Below are 12,270 nucleotides of genomic sequence, written 5' to 3'. Positions count from 1 at the left end.
CAAGCTGGTTTGAAGTGTGACAAAAGAACCAAAATAAAAAGCTTTTTCTCATTCATGAGAAAAAGCTTTAGCTTCTTGCTTCTTTAAGATATTCAAAAATAACATCTCCACCATGCTTGGCGATTCCGCGAAAATGTTTAAAATCATCTTGATTGACCAATACAGAACGAAATGTTAAAAAATCATCCTTTTGAATGGTCACTTGTTTTTCAGTTCCATTCCGTAATGATTCTAGTATTGTGTTGATGTGTTCTTCAGTCAAAAAAACCGCTCCTTTTCAGCCTTGATCAAATATTAAATATACCATTCGTTTTCAAAGCGTACAACGAAAACGAAAGAAAAACGTCTTTATCCTTTACATTGGTATGAAAATATTGCAAAATACTTTTTAATAGGGAATGAAATCTGTTTTTAAAGGAGAGGGATCGGTTGAAGATTGCAAAAATTGGGAATGTGATCGAATTTAGAAATGGTTTAACAGGTGTAGTTGAAAAAGTGAATGAAAACTCTGTTATTGTGGATGTCACTATTATGGACAACTATAGAGATTTAGAACTGGATTCACTAACAGTCGTTAATCATAAAAACTATAAAATCATCAAAGACTCCGTACATTAATTTGCAATCCTCAATTCAGACTACCGTTACATAAAGATATACACAGCAAAGCTGACTCGTGTGACAGCTCTGTTCTCTTTTGACCATCACATATGAAAAAGGCTGACAACCATATAAAGTGGCGTCAGTCTTTTTGCGCGTGAAAGGTTTGCATTTCCGCTTTTGTTTTGTACATATCAACTTCTTCAGGTGTTATCACGCCTTTATCAATTAAAAGGGCGATCACTCCAAGTAATGTGGAGGCACTCCATTTATATCGTTCTTTGTTTTGATGTTCAAGCACCTGAAGCTCTTCCCTTAATTCCATTAGCAGCTTCTCTGTTTTGTCTTCTTTGTTTGCCAACACAAACGCCTCCATTTTCATTCGCTCGTTTCAATTTTATCTTAAAGTAAATATATGAAGAATAAAAGCACGATACACCTTTACAAACATACGTTCTGTCGTGTATACTATACATACGAGCTGGTAGCCCCCAGCCGTCCTAGCAAGTTCTATTCCTATTGGTATGAGAAGAGTGACATGACTCTTCTCTTTTTTTATGTGCCATCATAATCTATTCCATAAAAAAAGACATGTCATCCACATGTCTTTTCTTATTTATTAGCGATTATCAATCGTTTCTGGATACATATCGTGATTCATCATACGATACGATGCCATCTCTTCATACTTTGTCCCAGGTTTTCCGTAGTTCGTATACGGATCAATTGAAATACCGCCTCTTGGTGTAAATTTGCCCCATACTTCGATATATCTTGGGTCCATTAATTCAATGAGGTCGTTCATGATAATATTCATACAATCCTCATGGAAATCACCGTGGTTACGGAAGCTGAACAAATATAATTTTAATGATTTACTTTCGACCATGATTTCATTTGGGATGTAGCTGATATACACGGTCGCAAAATCTGGCTGCCCTGTTTGCGGGCAAAGTGATGTGAATTCTGGGCAGTTGAATTTCACAAAATAATCTCTATTCGTATGTTTATTCGGGAACGTTTCAAGCACTTGTGGTGCATAGTCAAACAAGTAATTGGTCCCCTGATTTCCTAGTAAAGTGACACCTTCTAATTCTTCTGGTTTTCTTGTCGTCATTTTGTTTCTTCCTTTCTATACGCCTCGTTTATTTCCCCACAATAGCGTGTGCAGCTGTGGTAAGACTCTCACACGATTCAAATCAGGATCTTGCGCTACTTGATCTACAAGCATTTCGTATTTCTTTAATAAGTGCGTTAATAAGTACGCATCATCAGCTGTTGTTGTATCATCATTTCCAACTTGCAAATAAAAAGGAAGTTCTGGGTATTTCGCATGGACATCCTTTGCATAGGCTAGATCAAGATCATCAAAGATGACGACCTTCAGGCTTGCATGTTGCAATCTGTTTCCATTTTTCAATTCATCTATGATACGTGTAAGTTTCGTAAAATCTGTTTTCATATTTGAACTTGGTGGTTTTGGAGAAATCGTTAAATCATCTATCTTCAAAAACCAATCTTGATACATCGTTCCCTGCGTTTCAAGCGCCGTATCAATTCCTTCTTCATGCAATAAATCAATAAGTGATTCCATTTGTTTCAAAAGCGCAGGATTCCCACCTGAAATGGTGACATGAGAAAATGCCTTTCCACCTATTCTCTTCAGCTCTTTTACAATGTCCTCTGCCTGAAGCCACTGAATATCATGCTTCGCTGATCCATCCCATGTAAAAGATGAATCACACCAGCTGCAAGAGTAGTCACAGCCAGCCGTTCTGACAAACATGGTTTTTTGGCCAATGACCATTCCTTCTCCTTGAATGGTTGGACCAAAGATTTCTAAGACAGGAATCGCTTTAGTCATTGAGCTCAACTCGTTTCGGACGGTAAATGCAGTAGCTTGTTGGTGTCTCTCTGACAAAAACTTGAACACATACTGGTTTGTTCGCTAAAGTCGATAAATATGCTGCGACTTTGTCATGGACTGTCTTTGCCACAACCTCTGTAGTAGGCATCGCGTATGGATCGGTTGAGGAGAATTCCTCATGATCATTGAGCAGCGTGTGATCATATTTACCATGAATAAGTTTTTTCAATGTACTAAAATTGACAAGGAAACCGGATTCATCTAGGTCATCTCCAGCAATGGTTATATTGATGGTGTACGTATGACCATGTACACGGCTGCAGGCGCCAGCATCTTCTCTTGGGATAAAGTGTGCTGCCGATACATGCATATCTTTATTTAATTCAAACGAAAATGGATGATTCGTCTGTGGATAGATTTGAGAAAGCATTTAGTTCGCCTCCTTCATGTCCATATAAGTGTCATAGCCATTTTTCCGAAGCTTACATGCAGGACATTCCCCGCAGCCATCAGAAATGATGCCATTATAGCAAGTGAGCGTTTCATTTTTCACAAAATCTAGCGCATTCAGTTCATCAGCCAGCTTCCACGTTTCAGCTTTATTCAGCCACATGAGCGGCGTATGGATGACAAATGGTTTTTCCATTGCCAAATTCACCGTGACGTTACAAGATTTCACAAACTCATCTCGGCAATCTGGGTACCCGCTAAAGTCTGTCTCGCACACACCCGTGATAATATGACGTGCTCCAATTTGATACGCAAGAATGGATGCAAAGGATAAGAAAACTAAGTTTCTCCCTGGAACAAATGTGGAAGGCAGTTCTCCTTCTTTTTCTTCAATATCAATGTCATCTCTTGTTAAGGCATTGGGTGCAAGCTGATTTAAAAGAGACATATCTAATAGATGATTTTTCACACCTAGCTTGTCAGCAATTCTTTTGGCGACATCAATTTCTTCTTGATGACGCTGATTATAATGAAAGGTTACCGTTTCAACCTCTTTAAATTGTTGAAGTGCCCATAGTAAACATGTCGTACTGTCCTGTCCCCCGCTAAAGACAACGACCGCTTTTTCATTTTTCATTTTTCCTTTTCCTCCTTTTGCAGCCCCGTACCACCGCACAAAGCTGCATCTGAAAGGTTCATGAAAACCCCTATTTTTCTCAAAAGAAAAGACACCTTTACATGTGTATGAGGTGTCCCAGCCATAAAAAATAAAAAATGCCACATCCAAGGATACGGCAAGTCCTTAGTTTTTTATAGAGGGTTTTGCTAGAACCTCTCCCGTTTTCACGGATTTTTGTTCAATTTTCACAGAGGATAGTGTACCACATAATTGGTGTACAAGCTATCCCTTCTTTACTTATCACCTGATGCAGGCACTTTTTTCAGACAAAGAAAGAGGATAAAAAAGATACTGACATAGCCAAAAACAGGGTAAACCGTTGAAATGAGTGTGCCGTATCCAATTTTACTGATCACATAACAGCAAAGCAGAATAAAGGATATCGTATACGTACTGTTCAATCGGATATACGCCCTCACCTGTCTTTCGAGACCGTATAAATTCCCTATAACGGATGTAAAGACTTCACCGAAGATCACGAATAAATAGATGAGATGAATGGAGTTTGCGACTTGATACACCACTTGGGCCATCGGAATATCATACGCCTCCAGCATTTCTAATGAAGAAAGGGATAAAAAGCAGGCGAGCAGAATGAGTGTCAGCATTAGTCCCCCAAGCACCGCTCCTTTTTTGATCACGGCTTCGGATGTCATTTCGTTTGCGACCGGCACTAATACAGCTTGAGACAACGCTAAATTAAATGCACCATATGAAATCGCAGACAACATCCATTCGCCCTCTCCCATTTGCAGCCCCAGAACGTGGCTTTCACCGCTACTAAACACAAATGAGTCTAGAAACACAATAAGCGAAAAGAAAATCAGCATTGGAACGACAAGTACATTGACACCAAATAACCCTTTTGACCCTTTAAAAAGGACAATAACACTTAAAATAATCGTTAAACAAATACCATATTCTTTTGAGATGCCAAGTTGTTCTTCAAAAATAGCGCCTGCGCCAGAAATCATCACTGACGTAACACCTAGTAATATAAAAAACATGACGATGTTAATATATCGACTCGCAGCAGCTCCAAATAAAAACCGATTCATATCTTGATAAGACTCCGCTTCAATTCGTTTGGAAATCAGCATCATTTTTGCGCCAAGGCCGGTAAAAATAACACCGCTAATCAAAATCCCGATCAATCCAATCCAGCCAAAACGAACAAAAAATTCTACGATTTCTTTTCCTGTCGCAAACCCAGCTCCAACCACTGTTCCTACATATACAAAGGCAAGCTGAAAAGCGGATTCATTTGAACGTTTCATATGACCCCTCCGCACCCATCACTTTCGATTGTCTCTTTTTTATCCTATGAGACAAGTTTCTTGAAAAGAAGGACAAACCATGATTAAATGCAAAAAAGGATTTTTCATTCAGCGATGAGCAAAACAGTTGAAAGTCAAAATAGGTCAGAGTATACTATAGTCAAAGATGGTCAAACAACAGACCATTTTATTTAACATTTATTGGTCAAATAAAGTCAAACTTTATTTTAAGGAGGTCATGGCTCATGCTTTGTCAACATTGTCAAGTAAATGAAGCAACTATTCGCCTGAATATGCAAGTAAATTCGTCCCGTAGCCAAATGGTTTTATGTGAAGACTGCTATACCTCTTTGATGGAACAGTCAAAAATGAAAATGGGTCCTAACCTTTTCGGAGGCAGCTCATTCTTCTCTGAGCAAGCAGGACATGCGACGAGCCAAGAGCAGCCTAAACAAAAAGGCTTATTAGACGAGCTTGGCCGGAACTTAACGGATGGCGCACATGCTGGTTTAATCGATCCTGTCATTGGCCGTGATGAAGAAGTCACAAGAGTCATTGAGATTTTAAATAGAAGAAATAAAAACAATCCTGTCCTCATTGGTGAACCTGGTGTTGGTAAAACGGCCATAGCCGAAGGACTAGCACTAAAAATTGCACATGGAGATGTACCAAATAAATTAAAGAACAAACAAGTTTATTTATTAGATGTCTCTTCACTTGTGGCAAACACAGGTATACGTGGTCAATTTGAGGAACGGATGAAGCAATTAATCAAAGAATTGCAAAGCCGTAAAAATATCATCTTATTCGTTGATGAAATTCATCTTCTTGTAGGCGCAGGTTCTGCCGAAGGGTCAATGGATGCCGGAAACATTTTGAAACCAGCTCTAGCTCGAGGGGAATTGCAGCTAGTAGGCGCAACAACATTAAAAGAGTATCGCCAGATTGAAAAAGATGCTGCCCTTGAACGCAGGTTCCAGCCCGTCATCGTTGATGAGCCAACACAAGATGAAGCATTCGAGATATTAAAAGGCATTCAAGATAAGTATGAAGCCTATCATGGCGTCACCTATTCTGACGAAGCCATTAAAGCGTGTGTTCAATTATCTTCGCGGTATATTCAAGACCGCCACTTGCCAGATAAAGCCATTGATTTAATGGATGAAGCAGGTTCAAAAGCGAATCTCTCCATTGATGCAGCAAGTGAAGATGAATTAACAAACCGTCTTGCGCAAATCGCCGCTGAAAAACAAGCTGCTTTAAATGAAGAACGATATGAAAAAGCAGCGAAGCTTCGAGACGAAGAAGAAGCGATTGAAGCGAGATTGCAAAACAAAACAAATGTCAAAGAACATGTCGTCACAGCTGAGGACATTCAGTCAATTGTAGAACAAAAAACAGGTATCCCTGTCGGCAAACTGCAAGCAGACGAACAAACAAAAATGAAAGAAATTGATGTCCGCTTAAAAGCCCGCGTCATTGGTCAGGAACATGCGGTTGAAAAAGTGGCGAAAGCCGTAAAAAGAAGCAGAGCCGGCTTAAAATCAAAACACAGACCAACTGGCTCCTTCCTTTTCGTTGGGCCAACAGGCGTCGGGAAAACCGAATTGTCTAAAACATTAGCGGAAGAATTATTTGGCTCAAAAGAAGCGATCATTCGTTTAGATATGAGTGAGTACATGGAGAAACACTCCGTGTCCAAAATCATCGGTTCTCCTCCTGGTTACGTTGGACATGATGAAGCCGGACAGCTCACGGAAAAGGTTCGCAGAAAACCATACAGCATCATTTTGCTCGATGAAATCGAAAAAGCGCACCCTGATGTCCAGCATATGTTCCTTCAAATCATGGAAGATGGCCGTCTAACAGACAGTCAAGGCAGAACCGTCAGCTTTAAAGACACAGTTATCATTATGACAAGTAACGCTGGCAGCACAGATAAAAAAGCAGTCAAAGTCGGATTCCAGTCTGAACAAGAAGAAGCCATCGAAGAACAATCATTGATTGATTCACTGAGCGCTTATTTCAAACCGGAATTCTTGAACCGTTTTGACAGCATCATTCAGTTTGATTCATTAGATAAAGACGATTTAGTCAAAATTGTGGATCTTCTGCTCAAAGATTTGTCAGAGCAATTAAAAGAACAAAATCTAACTGTTCACGTCACAAACGAAGCGAAAGAAAAAATCGGTGAACTTGGTTATCATCCAGCATTTGGGGCTCGTCCGTTACGAAGAACGATTCAAGAGCATGTTGAAGATCAAATGACGGACATCTTGCTTGAAGAAGAACAACTTACTGGATTTACAGTCGATGTTGAACATGACGAAATTGTTGTGAAAAAGAGCTAAGTACATCCTAAGGAGGATCTTCAGCTCCATCATGTGGCAGTGTCTAAATTCCATCTGAGCGCCGACGCTCCCCCGCCTCTTTTCCTTTACGATAAAAGAAAAAGAGGTGGATCACATGGATCACATGATCAATTGGAACTACGATTTGATCAAAATCATACATGAAGAAAAATTAAAAGAATTGCTCTTAGATGAAACAGCTCAAAAAAGATGAAGTTTCCAGATTGTTGACAAAGAGCTAAAATGAACTTTATTTTAGCCCTTTGTCTTCTTTTCAGCGTGATAGAAAACCTTTGCAGCCCTAGGAAGGACGAGTACTGGCGCGGAGCGAATGTAACATTCGTGAGCACCAGCATGCAGGACTGACAAAGAATCCGAGGGTTTGTCTACACGCTGAAAACTCCCTTTTATATGAGGGAGTTTCTTTTTTTACGGCTTCCAGAAAGCGCTTTCGTCAAAATTTCTTCACATAAAATGTCTTAATTTTATATTCTGACTAAAACCCTTCTAGAAGACACCGATATTAACTATAGAAAAAGATAGTTAAAGGATTTGGTGAGATAATGGACAAAACATCGTTAATTGGTATTATTTTAGCATTTATTGCACTGAGTGTCGGTATGGTTTTGAAAGGTGTGAGTCTAACCGCTCTTATCAACCCGGCGGCTATATTGATCATTGTGGTTGGGACAATTTCAGCTGTTGTCATTGCCTTCCCATCTAGTGAAATTAAGAAGACACCAAAATTATTCGGCAAAATTTTCAAAGATAGCAAGCTTCCAACGATACAAGAAATGATTCCTCTATTTTCAAACTGGGCACAAATTGCTCGTCGTGAAGGTCTTTTGGCATTAGAGGCAAATCTTGAGGAAGTCGATGACGATTTTCTAAAGAACGGCTTAAGCATGGCGGTTGACGGTCAAAGTGCTGAATTTATTCGTGACGTCTTAACAGAAGAAGTCGATGCCATGTCGGAGAGACATCAGTCAGGCGCATTAATCTTTACACAAGCTGGTACATACGCTCCGACTCTAGGGGTACTTGGTGCCGTTGTCGGACTTATTGCCGCACTTGCAAACATGGGAGACATTGAAGCACTTGGACATGCAATTAGTGCTGCCTTCGTCGCCACACTGCTAGGGATTTTTACAGGGTATGTGTTGTGGCATCCATTTGCCAACAAGCTGAAGCGTAAATCAAAGGAAGAAGTAAAGCTTCGTCTCATTATGATTGAAGGGATCCTTTCTGTCCTTGAAGGCCAGTCTCCAAAGGTCATTGAGCAAAAACTTCTGATGTACTTACCAGCAAAAGAACGTGCAAATCTTGTCATTGAAGAAGGAGAAAAACAGAATGGCTAGGAAACGTAAAAAACATGATCATGAAGACCATGTAGATGAGTCTTGGCTGATCCCTTACGCCGATCTTCTTACGCTTCTTCTCGCCCTCTTCATTGTGCTGTTTGCATCTAGCTCCATTGATGCGGCAAAATATGAACAGATGGCTAAATCGTTTAATGTTGTCTTTACTGGCGGCACTGGCGTAATGGACCAATCAAGCATGCAGAGCACCGAAGAAACAGAAAACAGCAATCAAACCAAAAAATCAGCAGAAGATGAAGAAGAAGCAAAAGCGAAAGCTCGTGACCAAGCGGTATTAACAAAGGTTAAAAAGCAAGTAGATTCATTCATTGCGGATAAAAAACTTGGTTCGAAGCTTGAAACAAAGCTGACGGATGAAGGTCTGCTTATTACAATTGAAGACAGCATCTTCTTTGATTCTGGGCGAGCGGTGATCCGCTCGCAGGATGTTCCGTTAGCCAAAGAAATATCAAAGCTGCTCGTCATTAACCCTGCTCGTGATATCGTTATTAGCGGACATACAGATAACGTTCCGATTCGGAATTCTGAATTTGAATCCAACTGGTATTTAAGCGCCATTCGTGCGGTCAACTTTTTAAATATTCTCCTTGAAAACAGCAACCTAGACCAAGAGAACTTTAGCACAAAAGGTTACGGTGAATTTAAACCGATTGCCTCTAACGATACCGCTGAAGGCAGAAGTAAAAACAGACGCGTCGAAGTTCTTATTTTGCCAATTGAGAAAAAAGCAAAATAAATAGGAAGCCAGCAGCTTCCTTTCAGATCATGACAAAGGGCTAAAATGATGTTTATTTTAGTCCTTTGTTTTTCTTATGAGCGCGATTGAAAGCGCTTGTCGTTTATCGGTGCGCAGGACTGACACCATATGCGAGGATTAGTCTACATACTAAAAAGGAAGCCAACGGCTTCCTTTTTTATGTGTTTATTCTTTATGATCATATAAATGCTTGGCACGCAGCCCTACATGTTTGAGCATATCGATGCAGGCATCCTTTTCCTCTTCACTAAGCACACTGATCATCTCGTGAATCTCTTTTGCATGATCTGGGAAGATGTCATCAAGCAAAGCTCTTCCCTGCTCCGTAATATGTGCAAATGTCACCCTGCGGTCTTCTGCACAAGCTTTCCGGCTAAGGAGTTCTTTTTTCTCCAATTTATCAACCACATACGTGATGCTTCCGCTTGCGAGTAAGATCTTATCACCTATTTGCTGAAGCGGCTGATCACCTTTATGATACAGCAATTCTAATACAGCAAATTCAGTCGGATTCAGACCGTGCTTCACAATATGTTTGTTCATGTGGTGATTAATGGAGCGATAGGCACGTGATAGTACAATAAATAATTTCAAAGATTTCTCAACATTATGATTTTCCATTTTTTATCATCCTTTATGAAATGCAACCCACTAATGTGACATTAATAAACAATAAGTAAAATGTCAACATGTTGAACCATTTTTAGCATGAAAAAGAGACCAGAACGAATCACCTAATTTTTTAAAAATCTCACAAGTCATCGTAATAAAGATAGGTTCAATGCTATAATAAGTCTATTAGGTAATACGTTGGAGCGATGAATCATGAGTATACTGAAAGGGTTTTGGAAGAAGATCAAGCTTTACCTTATTTTGGTCGTGATTCCAACCCTCATCATTAGTTATTTTATCTACGAAAAAGAAACTGAGAAAATTGATGTAAAAAACAAACAAACCGCTACACTTATGTTAAATATTCACAAAAACCAAATGAATTATTTAATCAGTGAAACAGAAGCAAGATTAACTTCCCTTGCCATGGGATTTGACCAGCCGCTTGAAACGAAAAGAGTACAAAACATCCTAGAGAAAATCTATAAACAAGAACCTCGTTTTTCAGGCCTGTATCTCCTAGACCAAAAAGGAAATGTCACAGCCAGCACCACACCATTAAAGGAAAAAATCAACCTGTCATTTAGAGATTACTTTAAACGTATTCAAGTCACAAAACAGACCGTCATCACAGATAACTATGTAAGCCGCATTACTAAGCAGCGGATTCTCTCCATTTGTGTCCCTGTTTTGAATGAAAACGACGAAGTCACGGATGTGCTAGTCGCTGCGATTCAAATTGATTATTTAAGAAATATTATGAATGTATTAAACCCAGAGCTTCATTTTAAGATGCTGAATCAAAATGGAGACGTCGTGTTTACAAGTGGTCCACAGCCAGCATCTGAAAGTGATAGTACCGTGTCTACATATTTAGATGAAAACAGCTGGAAGCTGGAGGTTTTTCCGCAGCGTGCGACAACAAGTGAAGTCCTGTCTGTGATGCTGTTTCCTTTATCCAGTGCATTTATTCTCTTAAATATCTTATTCACACTCGTCCAATATATCATTTTAAGACGACAAACCCAGCAGGAACGCCACCAAAATGAAGCACAAAAACTTGAACTTATTGGAACACTCGCAGCAAGTACAGCGCATGAAATTCGCAATCCATTAACAGGCATTAGCGGGTTTATTCAACTTTTGCAAAAGAAGTATCGTTCAGAAGAGGATCAGCTTTATTTTTCTGTCATCGAGGAAGAAATTAAACGGATTAACCAAATCGTCAGTGAGTTTCTTGTGCTAGGAAAACCAACGGCTGAAAAGTGGCAAAATAATTCTGTGAAAGAAATTGTGAGCGAGATCATGCCAATTGTATTTTCTGAGGCGAACCTTTATAATGTCGAGGTTGATTTACAAATCAATACCATTCAAGATGTTGGCGTGTATTGCACGAAGGATCACATTAAACAAGTGGTATTGAATGTAGCGAAAAACTCGTTAGAAGCGATGCCAAATGGCGGTCATTTGAAGATTGTCATTGAGGCTGAAAAAGAACAGGTCATCATAAAAGTGAAAGATACAGGTGAAGGTATACCAGAAGAGATGCTGAAACATATCTTCCTCCCTTTTATTACGTCGAAGGAAAAAGGAACAGGTCTTGGGCTTGTTGTGTGTAAACGGATCATTTCGATGTATGGGGGGACAATCGATATTGAGAGCGAAGTGAATAAAGGAACAACCGTGATCATCATGCTCCCTTCTGCACACTAATAGCTGAAACATTCAGCCGGTTTTGCTAATGGCAAGACCGGTTTTTTTGATGTCAATAAGAAGGACGATTGACAGAAAGGAGACTCATTTGTGATACAAGATCATGAAAGGAAGCAACAGATTGTTGTTCATGAAAAAGAAGATACTGATACTCATTCATCAGGTTGTCCAGTTCTTGACTATATTTAATTGTCGTCTCACCTGTATAGCCTTCTACTTGAGCAGCTTCTACCATTTGTCTTCTCTTTTCATCAATTGACATTAATAGCTGTTCTTTCCGTACATAAATATTCATGATCTCAGCTCCCGCTCTGAATTCGTCTGTCTACGCTCTAAATGATCCGACACCAAAATTATACTTTATTTGTAAATTAAATTAAATATGCTTATTTTATTTAATTTTTTACAGCCTAAAGACCTTTTACCCAATGAATTCTGGGGGTAAACTTCAAAATTGGACAGGACTGACACATTGATTAAACAGAATTTTATCCTATGCAGAAGACCAAAATCAACTATTTTCTCTCTCATTTTATGTCTATTTTCCTAAAAAAAAGCTGATCTTCCGCCTCATGCGAAATGATC

At 39.4% G+C, this 12,270-nt stretch carries 14 protein-coding genes and 1 riboswitch; of the genes, 5 read left to right on the top strand and 9 right to left on the bottom strand.

Going from position 1 to position 12,270, the window contains the following annotated elements:
- Positions 1-67 precede the first annotated feature (67 nt).
- Positions 68-262: a hypothetical protein gene (locus tag ACNO7B_RS06645; protein ID WP_008348081.1), complete on the bottom strand. Its 195-nt coding sequence runs from the start codon at positions 260-262 to the stop codon at positions 68-70.
- Between the two features lie 167 nt (positions 263-429).
- Between ACNO7B_RS06645 and ACNO7B_RS06640 the strand changes: the two genes are divergently transcribed.
- Positions 430-618: a YkvS family protein gene (locus tag ACNO7B_RS06640; protein WP_003211747.1), complete on the top strand. Its 189-nt coding sequence runs from the start codon at positions 430-432 to the stop codon at positions 616-618.
- A 124-nt stretch (positions 619-742) separates the two neighbouring features.
- Here the strand turns inward: ACNO7B_RS06640 and ACNO7B_RS06635 are convergent, their stop codons facing one another.
- From ACNO7B_RS06635 to ACNO7B_RS06610, 6 genes are all read right to left on the bottom strand, one after another.
- Entirely contained in the window at positions 743-961 is a 219-nt protein-coding gene (locus tag ACNO7B_RS06635; RefSeq protein WP_025207245.1) for a hypothetical protein, read from the bottom strand.
- Positions 962-1,219: 258 nt separating this feature from the next.
- Positions 1,220-1,717, bottom strand: a complete 498-nt coding sequence (gene queF / locus ACNO7B_RS06630; RefSeq protein ID WP_003211403.1) for a preQ(1) synthase — start codon at positions 1,715-1,717, stop codon at positions 1,220-1,222.
- A 15-nt stretch (positions 1,718-1,732) separates the two neighbouring features.
- Positions 1,733-2,464 (bottom strand): 7-carboxy-7-deazaguanine synthase QueE, encoded by a 732-nt coding sequence (gene queE / locus ACNO7B_RS06625; protein ID WP_024719652.1) that lies wholly within the window; start codon positions 2,462-2,464, stop codon positions 1,733-1,735.
- The gene (gene queD, locus ACNO7B_RS06620) at positions 2,457-2,897 is read right to left on the bottom strand and encodes a 6-carboxytetrahydropterin synthase QueD (protein ID WP_366963252.1); all 441 of its coding nucleotides are present in this window, start codon (positions 2,895-2,897) and stop codon (positions 2,457-2,459) included. Before queD ends, queE begins: the two co-directional genes overlap by 8 nt.
- Positions 2,898-3,554 carry a 7-cyano-7-deazaguanine synthase QueC gene (gene queC / locus ACNO7B_RS06615; protein ID WP_008348090.1) on the bottom strand — a complete coding sequence of 219 codons (657 nt, stop codon included), beginning with the start codon at positions 3,552-3,554 and terminating at the stop codon, positions 2,898-2,900.
- A gap of 159 nt (positions 3,555-3,713) precedes the next feature.
- Positions 3,714-3,758: riboswitch (PreQ1 riboswitch) on the bottom strand.
- A 71-nt stretch (positions 3,759-3,829) separates the two neighbouring features.
- Positions 3,830-4,873 (bottom strand): hypothetical protein, encoded by a 1,044-nt coding sequence (locus ACNO7B_RS06610; RefSeq protein ID WP_410684704.1) that lies wholly within the window; start codon positions 4,871-4,873, stop codon positions 3,830-3,832.
- Between the two features lie 245 nt (positions 4,874-5,118).
- On the opposite strand from ACNO7B_RS06610, the gene ACNO7B_RS06605 reads away from it, so the two are divergent.
- From ACNO7B_RS06605 to motB, 3 genes are all read left to right on the top strand, one after another.
- Positions 5,119-7,224, top strand: a complete 2,106-nt coding sequence (locus ACNO7B_RS06605; RefSeq protein WP_417901326.1) for an AAA family ATPase — start codon at positions 5,119-5,121, stop codon at positions 7,222-7,224.
- Between the two features lie 563 nt (positions 7,225-7,787).
- Positions 7,788-8,582 carry a flagellar motor stator protein MotA gene (motA, locus tag ACNO7B_RS06600; protein ID WP_008346088.1) on the top strand — a complete coding sequence of 265 codons (795 nt, stop codon included), beginning with the start codon at positions 7,788-7,790 and terminating at the stop codon, positions 8,580-8,582.
- Positions 8,575-9,339 (top strand): flagellar motor protein MotB, encoded by a 765-nt coding sequence (gene motB, locus ACNO7B_RS06595; protein WP_017367125.1) that lies wholly within the window; start codon positions 8,575-8,577, stop codon positions 9,337-9,339. Before motA ends, motB begins: the two co-directional genes overlap by 8 nt.
- Positions 9,340-9,525: 186 nt before the next feature.
- Here the strand turns inward: motB and ACNO7B_RS06590 are convergent, their stop codons facing one another.
- Positions 9,526-9,981: a MarR family winged helix-turn-helix transcriptional regulator gene (locus ACNO7B_RS06590; RefSeq protein WP_003211701.1), complete on the bottom strand. Its 456-nt coding sequence runs from the start codon at positions 9,979-9,981 to the stop codon at positions 9,526-9,528.
- A 204-nt stretch (positions 9,982-10,185) separates the two neighbouring features.
- Between ACNO7B_RS06590 and ACNO7B_RS06585 the strand changes: the two genes are divergently transcribed.
- Positions 10,186-11,685 (top strand): ATP-binding protein, encoded by a 1,500-nt coding sequence (locus ACNO7B_RS06585; protein ID WP_008346092.1) that lies wholly within the window; start codon positions 10,186-10,188, stop codon positions 11,683-11,685.
- Between the two features lie 52 nt (positions 11,686-11,737).
- Here the strand turns inward: ACNO7B_RS06585 and ACNO7B_RS06580 are convergent, their stop codons facing one another.
- Entirely contained in the window at positions 11,738-11,980 is a 243-nt protein-coding gene (locus tag ACNO7B_RS06580; protein ID WP_008346101.1) for an aspartyl-phosphate phosphatase Spo0E family protein, read from the bottom strand.
- Positions 11,981-12,270 lie beyond the last annotated feature (290 nt).

Origin of the sequence: Bacillus sp. AK25 (genome assembly GCF_048270685.1) — a bacterium.
Lineage (GTDB): Bacteria > Bacillota > Bacilli > Bacillales > Bacillaceae > Bacillus > Bacillus altitudinis.
This window is presented reverse-complemented; position numbering and strand designations above follow the sequence as displayed.